Origin of the sequence: Pseudomonas sp. Z18(2022), assembly GCF_036346535.1 — a bacterium.
GTDB classification, from domain to species: Bacteria; Pseudomonadota; Gammaproteobacteria; order Pseudomonadales; family Pseudomonadaceae; genus Aquipseudomonas; species Aquipseudomonas yamanorum_A.
Window position 1 is genome coordinate 40,253 of record NZ_JAOTOA010000014.1, and the last position, 17,378, is coordinate 57,630.

Annotated in this window: 16 protein-coding genes; 7 read left to right on the forward strand and 9 right to left on the reverse strand. The window is 60.4% G+C overall.

Annotated features, from left to right (window positions below; all coding sequences use genetic code 11):
- Window positions 1-2: 2 nt before the first annotated feature.
- The 8 genes from V3W39_RS23605 to V3W39_RS23640 all read right to left on the reverse strand — a co-directional run bounded on the left by V3W39_RS23605 (window position 3) and on the right by V3W39_RS23640 (window position 8,656).
- Window positions 3-1,025 (reverse strand): ABC transporter permease, encoded by a 1,023-nt coding sequence (locus V3W39_RS23605; protein WP_330213417.1) that lies wholly within the window; start codon window positions 1,023-1,025, stop codon window positions 3-5.
- On the reverse strand, window positions 1,025-2,086 hold the full coding sequence (locus tag V3W39_RS23610; RefSeq protein ID WP_177044466.1) for a microcin C ABC transporter permease YejB: 1,062 nt from the start codon (window positions 2,084-2,086) through the stop codon (window positions 1,025-1,027). The genes V3W39_RS23605 and V3W39_RS23610 overlap by 1 nt, the downstream gene beginning before the upstream one ends.
- Window positions 2,086-3,945, reverse strand: coding sequence for an extracellular solute-binding protein (locus V3W39_RS23615; RefSeq protein ID WP_330213418.1), 1,860 nt, complete (start codon window positions 3,943-3,945; stop codon window positions 2,086-2,088). The genes V3W39_RS23610 and V3W39_RS23615 overlap by 1 nt, the downstream gene beginning before the upstream one ends.
- 140 nt (window positions 3,946-4,085) lie before the next feature.
- Window positions 4,086-4,367 carry a peptidylprolyl isomerase gene (locus tag V3W39_RS23620; RefSeq protein ID WP_003208024.1) on the reverse strand — a complete coding sequence of 94 codons (282 nt, stop codon included), beginning with the start codon at window positions 4,365-4,367 and terminating at the stop codon, window positions 4,086-4,088.
- Window positions 4,368-4,596: 229 nt separating this feature from the next.
- Window positions 4,597-5,457, reverse strand: a complete 861-nt coding sequence (locus tag V3W39_RS23625) for a response regulator transcription factor (RefSeq protein ID WP_330213419.1) — start codon at window positions 5,455-5,457, stop codon at window positions 4,597-4,599.
- Window positions 5,458-5,513: 56 nt separating this feature from the next.
- The gene (locus tag V3W39_RS23630) at window positions 5,514-6,932 is read right to left on the reverse strand and encodes an aminotransferase (protein ID WP_177044472.1); all 1,419 of its coding nucleotides are present in this window, start codon (window positions 6,930-6,932) and stop codon (window positions 5,514-5,516) included.
- Between the two features lie 25 nt (window positions 6,933-6,957).
- Window positions 6,958-8,058, reverse strand: coding sequence for a polyamine ABC transporter substrate-binding protein (locus V3W39_RS23635; RefSeq protein ID WP_330213420.1), 1,101 nt, complete (start codon window positions 8,056-8,058; stop codon window positions 6,958-6,960).
- 103 nt (window positions 8,059-8,161) lie between these two features.
- Window positions 8,162-8,656: a DUF1543 domain-containing protein gene (locus V3W39_RS23640; RefSeq protein WP_330213421.1), complete on the reverse strand. Its 495-nt coding sequence runs from the start codon at window positions 8,654-8,656 to the stop codon at window positions 8,162-8,164.
- Window positions 8,657-8,764: 108 nt separating this feature from the next.
- Between V3W39_RS23640 and V3W39_RS23645 the strand changes: the two genes are divergently transcribed.
- Complete coding sequence (locus V3W39_RS23645) at window positions 8,765-9,586, forward strand: aldo/keto reductase (RefSeq protein WP_177078506.1); 822 nt, start codon at window positions 8,765-8,767, stop codon at window positions 9,584-9,586.
- A gap of 55 nt (window positions 9,587-9,641) precedes the next feature.
- Here V3W39_RS23645 and V3W39_RS23650 read toward each other — a convergent pair whose 3' ends face one another.
- On the reverse strand, window positions 9,642-10,157 hold the full coding sequence (locus V3W39_RS23650; RefSeq protein WP_003208034.1) for an Hcp family type VI secretion system effector: 516 nt from the start codon (window positions 10,155-10,157) through the stop codon (window positions 9,642-9,644).
- Between the two features lie 476 nt (window positions 10,158-10,633).
- Here V3W39_RS23650 and tssA point away from each other — a divergent pair, with 476 nt between their 5' ends.
- The 6 genes from tssA to tssG are packed head-to-tail and all read left to right on the forward strand — an operon-like array spanning window position 10,634 to window position 17,378.
- Window positions 10,634-12,187 (forward strand): type VI secretion system protein TssA, encoded by a 1,554-nt coding sequence (gene tssA, locus V3W39_RS23655; protein ID WP_330213422.1) that lies wholly within the window; start codon window positions 10,634-10,636, stop codon window positions 12,185-12,187.
- Window positions 12,188-12,219: 32 nt separating this feature from the next.
- Window positions 12,220-12,717, forward strand: coding sequence for a type VI secretion system contractile sheath small subunit (tssB, locus tag V3W39_RS23660; protein ID WP_177044496.1), 498 nt, complete (start codon window positions 12,220-12,222; stop codon window positions 12,715-12,717).
- Window positions 12,718-12,744: 27 nt separating this feature from the next.
- Window positions 12,745-14,220 carry a type VI secretion system contractile sheath large subunit gene (gene tssC, locus V3W39_RS23665; RefSeq protein WP_177044504.1) on the forward strand — a complete coding sequence of 492 codons (1,476 nt, stop codon included), beginning with the start codon at window positions 12,745-12,747 and terminating at the stop codon, window positions 14,218-14,220.
- Entirely contained in the window at window positions 14,217-14,642 is a 426-nt protein-coding gene (tssE, locus tag V3W39_RS23670) for a type VI secretion system baseplate subunit TssE (protein ID WP_177078502.1), read from the forward strand. The genes tssC and tssE overlap by 4 nt, the downstream gene beginning before the upstream one ends.
- Window positions 14,632-16,407, forward strand: a complete 1,776-nt coding sequence (tssF, locus tag V3W39_RS23675) for a type VI secretion system baseplate subunit TssF (protein ID WP_330213423.1) — start codon at window positions 14,632-14,634, stop codon at window positions 16,405-16,407. The genes tssE and tssF overlap by 11 nt, the downstream gene beginning before the upstream one ends.
- Window positions 16,371-17,378 carry a type VI secretion system baseplate subunit TssG gene (tssG, locus tag V3W39_RS23680; protein ID WP_330213424.1) on the forward strand — a complete coding sequence of 336 codons (1,008 nt, stop codon included), beginning with the start codon at window positions 16,371-16,373 and terminating at the stop codon, window positions 17,376-17,378. The genes tssF and tssG overlap by 37 nt, the downstream gene beginning before the upstream one ends.

Sequence of the window (17,378 nt, forward strand, 5' to 3'; positions counted from 1 at the left end):
CTTCATGAGCGTGGGTCGAAGGCGTCACGCAACGCCTCGCCGATAAACACCAGCAACGACAGGATCAGCGCCAGGGTGAAAAACGCGGTCAGCCCCAGCCACGGCGCCTGCAGGTTTTGCTTGCCCTGGGCGATCAGTTCCCCCAGTGACGCGCTGCCGGTGGGCATGCCGAAGCCAAGGAAATCCAGGGCGCTCAAGGTGGAAATCGCCCCGGTCAAAATGAACGGCAAGTAGCTCAGGGTGGCGGTCATCGCGTTCGGCAGGATATGCCGGCGGATGATCTTGCCGTCCCCCAGGCCCAGCGCCCGCGCAGCCTTGACGTACTCCAGGTTGCGCCCCCGCAGGAACTCGGCGCGCACCACGTCCACCAGGGCCAGCCACGAAAACAGCGCCATGATCCCCAGCAACCACCAGAAATTCGGCTCGACAAACCCCGACAGGATGATCAGCAAATACAGCACCGGCAGCCCGGACCACACCTCCAGGATGCGTTGCCCGAGCAAGTCGACCCAGCCTCCGTAGTAACCCTGCAAGGCCCCGGCGGCGATGCCGATGGCGGCGCTGATGGCGGTGAGGGCCAGGGCAAACAGGATCGACACCCGTGCGCCGAAGATCACCCGCGCCAGCACGTCGCGGGACTGGTCGTCGGTGCCCAGCCAGTTCACGCTCGAGGGCGGGCTGGGGGCAGGGCGGGTCAGTTCATAGTTGGGCGTGTCGTCGCTGAACGGGATCGGCGGGAACAGCATCCATCCGCCGTCCTTCTTGATCAGGTTCTGCACGTACTCACTGCGGTAATCCGCCTGGAACGGCAGTTGCCCGCCGAACTCCTGCTCGGTGTAGCGCTTGAACACCGGGAAATACAGTTCGTTCTGGTAGCTGAGCACCAAGGGTTTGTCGTTGGCGATCAACTCGCCGCCGAGGGTCAGGATAAACAGGCCGATAAACAGCCACAGCGACCACCAGCCGCGTCGGTTTTTCTTGAAGCGTTCAAAGCGTCGACGGGCCACGGGAGAAAGCTTGAGCATCAGGCGTTCCTCGCGGCGAAGTCGATACGCGGGTCCACCAGGGTGTAGCAGAGGTCACCGATGAGTTTTATCAAGAGGCCAAACAACGTGAAGATAAACAACGAACCGAATACCACCGGGTAGTCCCGTGAAACTGCGGCTTCGTAGCTCATGCGGCCGAGGCCATCGAGGGAGAAAATCACCTCGATCAGCAGCGAACCGGCAAAGAACACCGCGATAAACGCTTGGGGAATCCCCGAGATCACCAGCAGCATGGCGTTGCGAAACACATGCCCGTACAGCACCCGGCGCTCGCTCAAGCCTTTGGCTCGGGCGGTGACCACGTATTGGCGGGTGATTTCATTGAGGAACGAGTTTTTGGTGAGAATGGTCAAGGTGGCGAAACCGCCGATCACCAGGGCGCTGACCGGCAACACCAGGTGCCAGAAGTAGTCGGCGATCTTGCCGACGGTGCTCAACTGGTCGAAGTTTTCCGAGACCAGCCCGCGCACCGGGAACCAGTTCAGCGAGGTGCCGCCGGCGAATACCACGATCAGGAACATCGCAAACAGGAATGCCGGCATCGCATAGCCAATCACGATCGCGGTGCTGCTCCACACATCAAAACTGCTGCCATGACGCACCGCCTTGCGTATCCCCAGGGGGATCGACACCAGGTAGGTGATCAAGGTGGCCCACAGCCCGAGGGAAATGGTCACCGGCATCTTTTCCAGGATCAGGTCGATCACACTTTTGCCACGGAAGAAGCTGTTGCCGAAATCCAGTTGGGCGTAGCTCTTGAGCATCAGCCACAGGCGTTCCGGGGCGGATTTGTCGAAGCCGTATTGTTTTTCGATTTCCTGGATCAGTTTCGGGTCCAGGCCACGACTGGCCCGTGAGCCGACGGCGGCACCATCACCGCCGCCCGTACCGATGCCGCCGCCGCCAATCCCCTGGAGGTGGGCGATGGCTTGTTCCACCGGCCCGCCGGGCGCGGCCTGGACGATGACGAAGTTCACCAGCAGGATAATCACCAGGGTGGGAATGATCAGCAGCAAGCGCCGCACGATATAGGCAAACATCAGCGGGCTCCCGGGCGTTTGGTCAGTTCGGCTTTCATCTGTTCATTGGTCAACGGCGTGGGGCTGATTTCCCACCAGGTTTCCAGGGCTTCATCGGTCTTGGCCTCTACGGCCGGGCGGCCGAAACGGTTCCACCACGCGGCGGAAGTGCCGGGCGGGTAGTAGTTGGGAATCCACAGGTAATTCCATTGCAGCACGCGGTCCAGGGCATGGGCGTAACTGAGCATCTGCGACTGGGTGTTGGCCTTCACCAGGCCGTTGATCAGGCTGTCGACGGCCGGGTCCTTGAGCACCATGTAGTTGTTGGCGCCGGTATCAAACGCTGCGGCGGAACCGAAGTAGTTGTACAGCTCCATCCCCGGCGAGGTGGTGACCGGGAAGCCGGTGACGATCATGTCGTAGTCCCGGGTCATCAGGCGGTTGACGTATTGCGAGGAGTCGATACGCCGGATGTTGAGGGTGATGCCGATCTGCGCCAGGTTGCGCTTGTACGGCAACAACAGGCGCTCAAGGCCGTTCTGGGCGTTGAGGAAGGTGAACTCCAGCGGCTCGCCCTCGGCATTCACCAGCTTGTCACCGTCAGGCTTCCAGCCGGCCTGCTCCAGTAGCGCCAGGGCTTGCAGCTGCTTGTCGCGGATCATCCCGGTGCCGTCGGTGGTGGGGGCCTTGAATACCTGGGTGAAGACTTCGTCGGGAATCTGCCCGCGCAGGGGTTCCAGGATCGCCAGCTCCTGGGCGTCCGGCAGTTGGGTCGCCGCCAGCGGGCTGTTGGAGAAAAAGCTCTGCTGGCGGATGTACATGTTGCGCATCATCTGCCGGTTGGCCCACTCGAAGTCCCACAGCATCGCCAGGGCCTGGCGCACGCGGCGGTCCTTGAACATCGGTTTTTGCACGTTGAACACGTAACCCTGGGCCGGCTGCGGCGCCTCCTTGGCCAGGTGCGCACGTTGCAGGCGGCCATCATCGAGGGCCGGGCCGTTGTAGCCGATGGAGTAGCCGGTGGCGGAGAATTCGCGGTTGAAGTCGTAGGCGCCGCCCCGCAGGACCTGGCGCGCCACTTCGGTGTCGCCGAAGTATTCCAGGCTCAGGTGATCGAAGTTGTACAGGCCACGGCTGATGGGCAGGTCCTTGCCCCACCAGTTCGGGTCGCGCTTGAAGGTGATGGTGTTGCCGGCATCCACCTTGCTGATGGTGTAGGGGCCGCTGCCGAGGGGAATCTCGTAGCCGCCGCCGTCGGCGAAGTCGCGGGTCTTCCACCAATGCTCGGGAAACACCGGCAGGGTGGCGACGTCCAGGGGCAGGGTGCGGTTTTCATTGCTTGCGAAATCGAAGCGCACCTGGCGCGGGCCTTCGACCTCGACGTGTTTCACGTCGGCGAACAGCGTGCGGTAGCGCAGGCTGCCCTGGGTCATCAGCAGGTTGAAACTGTAGCGCACGTCTTCGGCGGTGATCGGCTGCCCATCGGCGAAGCGCGCCTTGGGGTTCAGGTAAAAACGCAGGGACAGACCGTCGTCTGACCGCTCCATCTTTTCCGCCACCAGGCCGTAGACCGTGTAGGGCTCGTCCAGCGAGCGCAGGGCCAGGGGCGAATACAGCCAGCCGTCGACCTGGCTCACGCCAATGCCTTTGTCGCCATAGGGCAGCACATGGTCGTAGCGCCCGATCTCGATGGCCGAGCGTCGCAGGCTGCCGCCCTTGGGGGCGTTGGGGTTGGCGTAGTCGAAGTGGGTGAAGCCGGGTTGGTATTTGGCCGGTTCGCCATACACGGTCAGCGCCGATTGCGGCGCGGCGATCACGGCGGTGCTGGCCAGCAGCAGGGCCAGGGTGGAGCAAAACAGGGTAGAAAAAGCGACTCGCATTATCAGCCTTGGGCGCCGGGTGAAGAGGTAAAGGGATTTGTACGCTAAGCGCGTACGCCTCGCCAGTCATCACACTGTCTCGGATGCACAACGGCCCACCAAAAGGCGGGCCGTTGTTTTAAACATTAGCGCGGACCGAATCAGTCCTGACGGCTGGTCACTTCCAGCAGGTGATAACCGAACTGGGTTTTCACCGGGCCTTGCACGGTGTTGACCGGGGCGCTGAACACGACGGTGTCGAATTCCTTGACCATTTGGCCCGGGCCGAACGAACCCAGGTCGCCGCCTTGACGGCTGGACGGGCAGGACGAGTTGGCTTTGGCAACTTCGGCGAAGTCGGCGCCGCCTTCGATTTGCGCTTTCAGTTCGTTGCACTTGTCTTCGGTGGCAACGAGGATGTGACGGGCGGTGGCTTTGGCCATGAGGGGTATCTCCTTGGGTAAAAATGCTGAGCGTACCGGATTCAGGTGGTTATTTCCTGGCAAAGTTCCCCAAGAATGACCCGCAGCCTCACGAGCGCCCCCCCGTAGCAGCTGTCGAGCCCCAGCGAGGCTGCGTTAGCCGCACCACCGCTGTTGCGCCAGGCACGAGATCGGGTCGCTCCCAACGCAGCCTCGCTGGGGCTCGACAGCTGCTACCCGGGGGGGGGGGTCAGGTGTGGCGGGCCATTACGCCGCTGTGGGTCAGCCAATCGATAAACAGCGCAAACAGCTCCGCCTGGGAATTGATCTCAAGCTTCGTGTACAGATGCTTGCGGTGCATGCGCACGGTTTCCGGGGAGATGCCCAGCACCTGCGCGGTGGATTTCACCGAGTGCCCGCGCAGGATCAGGTGGGCAATTTCCCGCTCGCGTACCGTCAACACGCCGCTGCCAAAATGCATGAACGCCGCTTCGATCTGCTGATGCACCTGGGTCTGGGTGAAGGCCTCGTCGCTGAGCACCTTGCACAGCCCGCCCGTGGTGCCGAAGCGGCGCAGCAGTTCGCGCACGATCGGTTGTGCGGTTCGCTGCAGCGCCAGTTGTTCGTCGCTGAACTGGCCGGCACTCAGGCCCTGGAACATGCACAGGGAAATCTTGCTGTTGGGGCACAGGTCGACGATGTAGTAGCTCTCCTGGGCGCCGCCGCTGCGCAGGTAGTAGGTCTTGTAGTACTCGCTGTTGAAGAAGTCGTCCGGGGCAATCTGGGCCAGGTGGTAGAAGCCTTCGGCCAGGCCCTTGTCTACCGCGAGGCAGAAGGGGTCCAGCAGGTAGCCCCGGGAAAAGTAGCGGTTGATGATTTCTTCGTAGTGCGGCCGGGGGATGCCTTGCTGGTAGAGCAAGTGCGGCGCCTGGCCCTGGCGCTCCAGGCTGATCATCATCGATTCGATCGGGGTCAGGGCGCTGAGGGCGCAGGCCAGGTGTTCAAGGAAGGTCGCTTCGTCAACGCTGGCGAAGGCATGGGCCAACGCGCCATTCCAGGCGTCAAGCATCTGGAAAGACGGGGCAGGGCAGTGATCGGCATGCTGGTTCATGCCGGCCAGTCTACCCGCCGGCCAGGGCCCCGGCAAAAGCACCGAGGCGCCGGGGTTCATCGGCCTTGATACTCGCCGCTTTGGCGCAGCTCTTGGGCGGTGTCGAGGATGCACTGGCGCAGGATCTCCACCACCTCATCCACCTGGGCGTGGGTGATGATCAGCGGTGGCGACATCACATTCAGGTGGCCGATGGGCCGCACCAGCAAGCCTTTGGCCTGGGCCCTCAGGTGGATTTTCTCGCCGATGTTCACCGCGTCGGGCAGCAGCGCCTTGGTGTGTTTGTCGGCGACAAACTCAATGCAGGCCATCAGGCGCTGGCAGCGCACGTCGCCCACCAGCGGCAGGCTGGCCAGGGTTTGCAGGCGCTGTTCCAGGTACACACCGACGTCCTCGACATGGGCCAGCAGGTTTTCCCGCTCGATGATCTCGATGTTCTTCAGCGCCGCCACGCAACTGACCGGGTGGCCGCTGTAGGTGAAACCGTGGGTAAAGCAGCGGCCCTTGCCCGGTTCGCCGATCACTTGCCAGATGCGATCCGAGAAAATACACGCGCCCAGGGGCAGGTAGCCGGAGGTCAGGCCCTTGGCGGTGGTGATGATGTCCGGCTGCATGTCGAACACCTCCTGGGAGGCGAAGAATTTTCCCAGCCGGCCGAAGGACGTCACCACTTCATCGGCCACGTACAGCAGGTCATAACGTTGGCAGATTTCCCACATGCGCCGGTGATAACCCTTCGGCGGGATGATCACGCCGCCCGAGCCCATGATCGGCTCGGCAAAGAACGCCGCCACCTTGTCGGCGCCGATGGTCAGGATCTTGTCTTCGAACTCATCCACCAGGAAGTCGAGGAACTGCGCCTCGCTCATGCCCGCAGGCGCCCGGTAATAGTTGGGGCACGAGATGTGGTGGAACAGGTCGCTCATGAAATCGAATTCCGGCGCGCGGTCGGCGGCCTTGTTGCCGATGGACATCGTCAGGAACGTGGAGCCGTGGTACGCGCTGAAGCGCGAGATGATGTGTTTCTTCTCATGCTTGCCGCGACTGTTCTGATAGAACTGCACCAGGCGGTAGGCGGTATCGACGGCGGTGGAGCCACCGGTGGTCAGGAACACATGGTCGAGGTCGCCGGGAGCCAGGCTGGCGAGTTTGGCGCACAGTTCAATGGCGGTGACGTTGGCCATGTCGCAGAACGGGTTGGAGTACGCCAGTTGGCGGACCTGGTTGGCGATGGCATCGGCCATTTCCTCGCGCCCCAGGCCGATATTCGTGCACCACATGCCGCCGACCGCGTCCAGGTAGCGGTTGCCGGCAGTGTCGTAGATGTAGGCGCCGTCACCGGCTGCGATGTTCAGCGAGCCTTGTTCGCGGTGCTCGTCGAACATGTGGAAGCCGTGCATGTAATGGGCCTTGTCGGCGGCGTCCAGCTGGTCGTGGTCGAACTGGGCGAAAAAGGCAGGATTTGGCAGAGTCATGGCATTTACCTTCAATGGCTGGGTTTCACTTGCCGGTCTTCACGGCATTCCAGGTACGGGTGATCAGGCGCACGGCGGCTTGGGACTGGCTTTTCTGGGTGAACAGGCGCTGCATCGTCGCCGCGTCCGGGTAGATGGCCGGGTTGTCGCGTATGTCTGCATTCACCAGGGGCTTTGCGGCCAAGTTGCTGTTGGCGTAGTGAATGGTGTTGCTGACGCCGGCGATAACCTCGGGTTGCAGGAGGAATTCGATGAACTTGTGGGCATTCGCCACGTGAGGCGCGTCTGCCGGGATGTAGAAGTTATCGAACCAGATCAGCGAGCCTTCCTTGGGAATGAAGTAGCCCAGGTTGACCTTGGCCCCGGCTTCCGCCGCCCGGGCCTGGGAGGTGGCGTAATCGCCGGACCAGGTGGTGGCCATGCACAGCTCACCGTTGGCCAGGCCGTTGATAAAGCCACTGGAGTCGAATTTACGGATGTAGGGCCGCACGGCTATCAACACATCCTGGGCGGCCTTGAGGTCTTTGGGCGCCACACTGTTGGGGTCCAGGCCCAGGTAAGTCAGGGCCAGCGGGATCATGTCGGTGGGGGAGTCGATAAAAGTGATGCCGCAGTCGGCGAAGCGCGAAATGATCTTGGGGTCGAAGATCATCGCCAGGGAGCCGATGGGCGCGTCCGGCATGCGCTCCTTGATCTTGTCGATGTTGTAGGTCACGCCATTGCTGCCCCAGGTGTAGGGCGCGGAATAGGTCACGCCCGGGTCATGGGTTTCCAGGCTTTTCAGCACTTGCGGGTCGAGGTTATTCCAGTCGGGCAGCAGCGCTTTGTTGAGGGGCTGGAAGGCCTTGGCCTTGATCAGCAGCGGCACCAGTGAAGCGTTGAGCACCACCAGGTCATAACCCGAACGCCCGGAGAGCAGCTTGCCTTGCACGGTTTCGTAGGAATCGTAGGTGTCGTAGATCACCTTGATGCCGGTGGCCTTTTCGAAGTCGGCGAGGGTGTGTTCCCCGATGTAATCGGCCCAGTTGTAGATGCGCAAGGTGTTGCCCGGGTCGTCAGCGGCCTGGCTGAAGGACGTTGAGGCAAGCAAGACAGCGCTGAACAGGGCGATAACGGCTTTATGCATGGCGAACCCACCTTGATGTTGTGCTTGTTGTCAGGCCGAGGGGCTGATTGCACTTTCAGGCAGGTAGCGGGTGGGCGCCATACCCCGTTCGGGTAGGAGACGGTCAGGGCAGGACGATGTAGTCGTTTCGCGTGGTGACCGGACGGTGGGCGCCGGGTTCCAGGTGGATGTAGCGCCCGTCTACCAGGTCGATGGGCAGGCAATCGTCGATGTCCAGCACGCCGTCGGTGTGGGATTGTGTCCAGTGGCTGAGCATCTGCCGTTTGCCTTGGGTTGCGGCTTCCCTGGCGGTGCGGGCCACCACCAGCAGGTAGTGGTGGGCTTCGCCAAAGACGTTCGATTCATAACCGCCCAGGTTGATGAAGTACAGGCGTTGCGCCCCGGCTTCGGGTGCCAGCGGGCTGAGCCGGACTTTCCAGCCATCGACGCCGTCGACCGTCATCCAGGAATCGATATGCACACCTTTCTGGCTGCCGAACCAGCCGTCGCGCAGTTGCGGGTAGGCGGCTTCCAGGGTGTCGGCGACGGCAAACACCACGTCGTGTACTTCGATTTTTGCCCGAGGGTGTTTGCCCCCGAGCATGACCACAAACAGCATTGCACGTCCTTTTTAAGGCCCGGATGAAAGGTGCCACCATCGTTCGATTGAACCCTTTTGTCCAGTCAGTGCCACACTGTTAATTGGCGAATTCATCAGGAGGTTGTCATGCGTACCATTGATCTGGCCGGCGTACCCGTCCCTGTCATCGGCCAGGGGACCTGGCGCATGGGCGAGGATCCCGGCCAACGCAGCGCCGAGGTCGCCGCGTTGCAATTGGGCATCGATGAGGGCCTGACCCTGATCGACACCGCTGAGATGTATGGCGAAGGCGGCGCCGAAGAAGTCGTCGGCGAGGCGATTCGCGGCAAACGCGACCAGGTATTCCTGGTGAGCAAGGTGTACCCGCACAATGCCAGCCACAAAGGCGTTCCACGTGCGTGTGAGGCCAGTCTCCAGCGCCTGGGCACCGACTATATCGACCTGTATCTGCTGCATTGGCGTGGGCAGTATCCCCTTGAAGAAACGGTGGAAGCCTTCGAGCGCTTGCGTGAGGCGGGCAAGATCGGCCGTTGGGGCGTGTCCAACTTTGATGTGGCCGACCTGCAGGAACTGGCGTCCCCGGCCTGCGCCACCAATCAGGTGCTCTACAACATCGAAGAGCGCGGTATCGAATTCGACCTGCTGCCGTGGTGGCAGCAACATAACCTGCCCTTGATGGCCTACTGTCCCATCGCCCAGGGCGGCGAGCTGCTGGCCAGCCCGACCCTCAAACAAATTGCCCGTCGCCACGAGGTCACACCCGCCCAGGTTTCCCTGGCCTGGGTATTGCGCCAGGACGGCGTGATCGCCATCCCCAAGGCCGTGACGCCCGAGCATGTGCGGCTCAATGCTGCGGCGGCAAAGCTTGTGCTGGATGAGCACGACCTGGATGCGATCGACCGGGTATTTGGCGCGCCCAAGCGCAAGCATCCGTTGGCGATGGTCTAGAGCCTGGCAGAAACGGCGCCGCCCATGGCGTTGCCGTATCTGTTTCGGCTTGTGCTTAGCCTGCTACCGGGCTGCGCCAGTCATCAGAGCCCGAGGTGCCGGACACCTCATGGGTCCAGACGATTTTCCGGTAAGTGAAATACACGTCCTCCAGGTGCGTGAAGTGCGCGTTGTTCGGGTCCTGGCAGTTAGGCATCCGTGACTGGATGTCCACCAGGATCGCGTCCTCCAACTCGATGGTGAAATAGTGCTCCTGGGTGCCGGCTGAAGAGGTGCGGTACCACTCCAGGCGGCACTTGACCATTTCCCCGGAGGTCAACGCGCTGAACAGCAGTGGCGAAGACTTATCGAACACCTTGCTGATCATCAGGGGTTTGTGCACGCGCTGACCGGTTGGCTGGCCGGATTGCGGGTCGCGGGGAATGATCACCTGATGCTGGAATGCTTCCACCAGGATCTGGTCCTCGTGGCCTTCCTGATAAATGTTGCCGACCGAGTCCTGGGTGAACGTGCCTGCCGTAATCAAGCCTTGCTTGGTGCCGGTGATGGAGAGATACGCGGGTGTTGGCATGACGGGTTTCCTTGCCTGATAAATGAGGTCGCCCCAATCGGCTGATCTGCCGAGCGGGTAATGCTCGATATCAAGAAGTGTGCCGGAAAGTTAAAGGGTTAATAAAAACAGCGAGTTAAGGTGTTGTGGGCTTGTGTTTTAAAGTGGGTTGTCTGTTTGCAGGTTGAATTAGTTGTATTTGTTTGCGCAGGGGTGCGCAGTTAGTTGCTCATGTCGATACGGGTTTTGTTTGTTGGGTTTGCTTCTGCTGTAACGTTAGTTTCTGATTTTACTGTGCAAATTACTGCGCATTACCTCGGTTTGTATTTTTGTAGGATATTCCTTAACTCTCGTTTCGTGGCTTGAACATTGCTTTTTTCATGGATAAGGTTCGTGCTCTTTCCGCCGGTAAGGCGAATTTAAAACAGTGTTCTAATCCGGGTTTGAATTGCTATTAGTTCGCTGGACATGTCCTGAAAAGTAAAGCGCGGCCCTTAATGGTTTATTCAGACAGAATTTCCGATTATTACCTGGAACTTGCACGGGCACCCAACTCGAAAGCGAGTTTTGCGGGCGCTGATATGCGTTTTTCTACGGAGTATGAGGCGCTTGAAGTCGAACTGGGAAAGGCGCATTCCATACACGGTAACAGTCAGCCTGACTGGCAGTGGGTCGTGGAAAAAAGTGAAGCGCTGTTGCGTCATAAGTCCAAGGACTTGCGGGTCGCTGTCTGGTTGACCTGGGCATTGCATCAGCGCGAATCCTTCCCGGGGCTGCTCGCGGGCCTGGGGTTGTTGCGCTACCTCTGTGAGCATCATTGGGCAGTTGTGTATCCGGGCAAGCTGCGCACCCGCGGTGCCGCCTTTGGCTGGCTGGTCCCGCGCCTCGAGCAGGTGCTTGGGCAACACCTTTCATTCAAGGATCAGCGGCCCTTGTTCCACTGCATGCTCGAGCACCTGACCCGGCTCGATGAGCTGTGGACCGAACATCTCTGTGCAGACGCGCCACTGTTATTGCCGATTCGCAGGCAGTTGTCGGACAGGTTGCAGCAGGTCACCGAGAGCGATCCCCCGCCGGGCGGTACCGCAGGTGTGATCGCCCAGATCAGGCATGTAGCGACTCAGCTACTGGCACCTGAGCCGGTGGTGGATAACGAAAAGGATGCCCATAAGCTGCTGCGCACGCTGCAGGAGAGTGCCCGGCCGTTGTGTGCCTGGTGGCAGCGCCAGAACGCCACTGACCTGCGCGCGCTGCGCCTGAGTCGAACGTTGACCTGGTTGACGATCACCAGTCTGCCGGACTGTGACGCGGAGCTGGTCACGCCGTTGCGGGGTCCCGCGCCGGACAAGCTCAAGCGCTTCCAGGAGCGCCTTGCCCAGGGGCAGCACGCCGACCTGTTGCTGGAGCTTGAGGCCAGCCTGGCCTGCGCACCTTTCTGGTTTGACGGCTTGTACAGGGTTTGGGAGTGCCTGCAGGCACTTCAGGCGGATTTGGCCATGACCGAGCTGGAAGTGCACTTCGCCTTGTTGCTCCAGCGATTGCCAGGGCTCGTCCAGTTGCGCTTTCACGATGGCACACCCTTCGCCGACCCCGTTACCCGAGGCTGGATCAACACCCAGGTTGCCCGTCATTTGCAAGCTCCGGTATCCCCCAAGTCAGTGCTTGATACCCAGGCTGCGCCCTGGGACATCGCATTGAGCGAGATCATGCCCGTGCTGCGCAAGGACGGGATCAAGGTAGCCGTCCGGTCGCTCAAGCAAGGCATGCAAACCGCAACAGGTGAGCGTGCACGATTCCATTGGCGGCTTGGCCTGGCCAGGTTGTGTGTGCTGGCGGGCAAGCACGATCTCGCCAAAGTCCAGCTCGACCACCTGGACCACGAACTTCAGCAATCAGGCTTGCAGCGTTGGGAGCCCGAACTGGCGGTTGAAGTGCTGCAACTCTTGTATGGCTGTTGTGATGCGTTGCCGCAAAGCCATTCCGTGCGTGAGCGCAAGGAAGAAGTCCATCGCAGGCTGTGCCACTTCGATCTTGAAGCGGTACTTGAATAGGCTTTCGAGTCACCCGAAAAAGGAGAAACACCATGGCGAAAGAAGGTTCGGTAGCCCCCAAGGAGCGTATCAATATCACGTTCAAACCCGCCGTCGGCGGCGCACAGGAAGAGGTTGAGCTGCCGTTGAAGTTGCTGGTGCTTGGCGACTTCACCCAGCGTGAAGACCTGCGCAAGCTCGAAGACCGCAAGCCCGTCGGTATCGACAAGAACAGCCTTGACGAGGTGCTGGCCAAACAGGCCTTGAGCCTGACCTTGAGTGTCCCCAATCGGCTCCAGGATTCTGCGGAACCCGACGAGCTGGCGGTCCAGGTCAGGATCAATTCGATGAAGGACTTCAACCCTGCGCACCTGATCGAACAAATACCCGAGCTGAAGAAACTGATGGACCTGCGCGATGCACTCGTGGCGCTCAAGGGGCCCCTGGGCAACACACCGAGTTTTCGAAAAGCCATTGAAAACGCCCTTGCAGATGACGAGTCCCGCAGCCGGGTACTGGCTGAACTGGGGCTGACCAGCTCCGCCGTATGAATCTCTCAGTAAAAGGACACTGACCCCATGACTACCCGCCAAAGCCCGTTGCATGCACAGGCAACAGACGAATACAGCATCCTCGACAACATCATTGCCCAGACCCGCCTCAGCGCTGACGATGAGGCCTATGGCATCGCAAAGCGCGGGGTCTCTGCATTTATCGAGGAACTGATCAAACCGCAAAACAGGGGCGAACCGGTCAAGAAGCGCCTGGTTGACCGGATGATTGCCGAGATTGATGCAAGGCTCAGCCAGCAGATGGACGAGATTCTTCACCATGCCGATTTCCAGGCACTGGAGTCATCCTGGCGCGGCCTGCAGTTGCTGGTTGATCGCACCAATTTCCGTGAAAACATCAAGATCGAATTGCTGAGCGTCTCCCGGCAGGACCTGCTGGATGACTTTGAGGACTCGCCTGAGGTGACCCAGTCCGGGCTCTACAAGCATATCTACAGTGCTGAATACGGCCAGTTCGGCGGTCAGCCCGTGGGTGCAATCATCGCCAACTATTTCCTTTCGCCCAGCGCCCCCGACGTCAGGCTGATGCAGTACGTTTCCAGCGTGGCCTGCATGGCCCATGCGCCGTTCATTGCGGCCGCTGGCCCAGGCTTCTTTGGCCTGGAGAGTTTCACCGGCCTGCCTGACCTGAAGGACCTGAAAGACCATTTCGAGGGGCCACAGTTTGCCAAATGGCAGAGCTTTCGCCAGAGCGAAGACGCCCGATATATCGGCCTCACCGTTCCGCGCTTTTTGCTGCGTACGCCCTACGATCCCGTTGATTGCCCGGTCAAGACCTTCGCCTACCAGGAAAACGTGGCCAACAGCCATGAGCACTATCTGTGGGGCAACACGGCGTATGCCTTTGCTACCCGCTTGACGGACAGCTTTGCCCGGTTTCGCTGGTGCCCGAACATTATCGGCCCGCAAAGTGGAGGCGCGGTGGAGGACTTGCCGCTGCATCATTTTCACAGCATGGGCGAGATCGAAACCAAGATTCCCACCGAAGTACTGGTATCCGACCGGCGTGAATATGAACTGGCGCAAGAGGGTTTCATTGCGCTGACCATGCGCAAGGGCAGCGACAATGCGGCGTTCTTTTCCGCCAGCTCGGTGCAGAAACCCAAGTCCTTTGGCATCAGCGCCGAGGGCAAGGCTGCCGAACTGAATTACCGGCTTGGCACCCAGTTGCCGTACATGATGATCGTCAATCGCTTGGCTCACTACCTCAAGGTTCTGCAGCGTGAGCAGTTGGGGTCGTGGAAGGAACGGACCGACCTGGAACTGGAACTCAATAAATGGATTCGCCAGTACGTAGCTGACCAGGATAACCCCAGCGCCGAAGTGCGTGGGCGGCGGCCGCTGCGGGCGGCACGCATTGTGGTCAGCGATGTTGACGGTGAGCCTGGCTGGTACCGCGTCAACCTGAGCGTTCGCCCGCATTTCAAATACATGGGGGCGGATTTCACGCTGTCTCTCGTCGGTAAGCTCGATAAAGAATGAGCCTCAGACACGTGACAACCCAAAACTGTAGCCTTTTCGAACGCCTGGAGTCCGGTGCGGGTCGTCGTCCCCACGGCGGCATCGTGGAGTCCGTGGCGCGCCATCTGGCGAAAATGCTCAGCACCCGTATGGGCAGTGTGCAGACGCTACCGGATTATGGGTTGCCTGACCTGAACGCCATGCACCTCAGCCTGCATGACTCGGTGAGTCAGGCACGCTTTCTGATTGAGCGTTTTATCCAGGCCTATGAACCGCGTCTGAAGGATGTACGTGTCAAGGTATTGCCTCAGGACCGCGATCCCCTGGCCCTGGCTTTCGCCATCGAGGGCGCAATGGACATCGATGGGGTGACGCAAGCGATCACCTTCTGCGCAAGCCTGGTTCACGGGGCACAGGTTGAGGTCACGCCTGATGTCCTTTAACCGCTACTACCAGGGTGAACTGAGTGCACTGCGACAGTTGGGGCGACGCTTCTGCGAGCGCAACCCGGCACTTGCGCCGTTCCTTGGGAGTGCCGGCCAGGACCCGGATGTAGAGCGATTGCTTGAGGGGTTTGCATTCCTCACCGGTCGCCTGCGCCAGAAGCTTGATGACCAGTTGCCGGAGTTGAGTCACTCGTTGATGCATTTGCTGTGGCCCAACTATATGCGGCCACTGCCTTCGTTCAGCATGCTGCAGTTCGATCCGCTCAGGCGGGCAGGACCTGCCATTCAAGTCGAACGGGATACGCCGGTGGAAAGTGTTGCGATCAACGGTGAGCGTTGCCGTTTGCGTACCTGCTACCCCACGGAAGTTTTACCCCTGCAACTGGCCGCCCTGGAGTACTCGGCGCAGGGCGAGGGTGCGTTACTGTGCCTGCGTCTGGAAATGACGGTCGAGGGCAACTTCAGTGAGCTGGCATTGGGTCGCTTGCGCCTGCATCTCGCGGGGGACCGACCTGTCAGCCAGGCGCTTTACCTGGGCCTTTTGCGTCACTTGGACGGGTTCCAATTGCAGCCCTTGGGCAGCGATGGACTACCGATTATCGGCGGTGACGGGCAGGTCATGTCGTTACGCTTGCCGAGTAACGAGATCAGTCCGGTGGGTTTTTCCGAGGATGAGGCACTGATCCCTTATCCGTTGAATACCTTCCGTGGCTATCGCCATCTCCAGGAGTACTTCGCCTTTCCGGACAAATACCTGTTTGTCGAGGTGGGTGGCCTTGATGTGCTCAACAGGCTGCCCGTTGATGTGCTCAAGCAGGTACATGGCCTGGCGTTGCGCTTCAACCTGCGTGGGCGTGGCCTTGAGCGACTGATGCCGACCCTGGACAACGTGAAGCTGTATTGCACGCCCATCGTCAATCTGTTCAAGCACGATGGTGTGCCGATTCGCCTGGATGGCACGCAGGACGAATACCTGTTGTTGCCTGGCGAGTATGCCCGGGACAACTGCGGCGTGTTTTCCGTCGACAAGGTAACGGGATGGCGGCCGGGAGGCCTGGGCTACCAGGACTATGTGCCATTCGAGTCGTTTGAACACGACTTTGGCAGCGGGGCGCCCAGTTATGCTGTTCGCCAGCGGCCATCACTGCAACATACCGGCCTGGATACCTGGCTGAGCTTCGGCCAGCGCCGGGTGCAGGATCAGGAAACCCTGTCGGTGGAGCTGACCTGCACCAACCACAACCTGCCGCGCCAGCTGCAGGTGGGGGATATCAACCAGGCTTGCGAGCAGACCCCCGAGTTTCTTGCGTTTCGCAACATCACGCCGGCAACCCCCAGTTTTGCGCCCCCCCTGGACAGCGACTTCCTGTGGCGGCTGATCAGCAATATGTCGCTCAACTATTTGTCATTGACCGATATCAACGCCTTGAGGGTGATCCTCGAAACCTATGACCTGCCGCGTTATCACGACCGCCAGGTGGAGAAGGTCAGCAGGAGAAGACTCGGCGCACTCCTGTCCATCAGCCACCAGCCAGTGGATCGATTGCACCGAGGCCTGCCATTTCGCGGCTTGCGGGTTGACCTCACCATCGACCCCGAGGGCTACCTGGGGGAGGGCGACGTGTTTGTCTTTGCCTCGGTACTGAATGAGTTCTTCGCGCTTTACGCCAGCCTCAACTCGTACCACGAACTGCGAGTCATCAGCACACAAGGAGACGTGTACCTATGGCCACCCCGGATGGGCCAGCAGCCCCTGCTTTAACCGCTCTGTCCCGAGTGATTCGCGAGTACTCGGTGTTTCAGGCGGTCGCGCAGATCATCGAGCGTCTGCGTGAGGCACACCCCTCGCTGGATGAGCAGGCGCTCTACGACCAGTTGGAGTTCCAGGCCAATCCAGGCTTCGGGTTTCCAGGCAACGATATTGACCGTGTGGAGTTTTTTGTCGAGCACGGCCATTTACGGGCACGACTACGTCTCAACGTGCTGGGCCTGTTTGGTACAGGGTCACCGCTGCCGGCGTTCTATGGCGAGCAAGCCTTTGCCGAAGTCAGGGGCGGCAACTCGACGCGTGATTTCCTGGATCTTTTTCACCATCGCCTGCACCGGCTGATGGTACCGATCTGGCGCAAATATCGTTACCAGGCGAGGTTTCAAACCGGTGCCCGGGATCCATTCTCCGAGCAGATGTTTGCGTTGGTGGGCCTGGGCGGCAGTGCAATTCGCAACGCCGCTCAACTGAACTGGAAGCGCCTGTTGCCCTACCTGGGGTTGCTGAGTCTGCGTGCCCACTCCGCCGCGTTGATCGAGACGGTGCTGCGTTATTACTTCAAGCACAGCCGGTTGGTGATCGAGCAGTGGGTCAAGCGCACGGTAGTGATTGCACACGAGCAGCGTAATGACCTGGGCCGTCGCTATAGCTCGCTGGGTTCTGACCTGGTGCTGGGGGATCGCATCGTCGACCGCAGTGGCATGTTCCGGGTTCATGTACTGGCACTCGACTGGGCGCGTTTTCACGAATTCTTGCCCACCGGGGCGGGGTATGAGCCGCTGTGTGCACTGGTGCGTTTCGCCGCCAGGGACCCCTTGGAATATGACGTACGGCTGGTGCTGGCTGAGGGTGAGGTGCGGCCGTTGCACATCGGCGAGCACAACGTCTGCCGCCTGGGCTGGACCAGTTGGTTGGGGCATGAGCGGGCAGATGGCGTGGTCACGTTGGCCAGTAAATCTCATTAG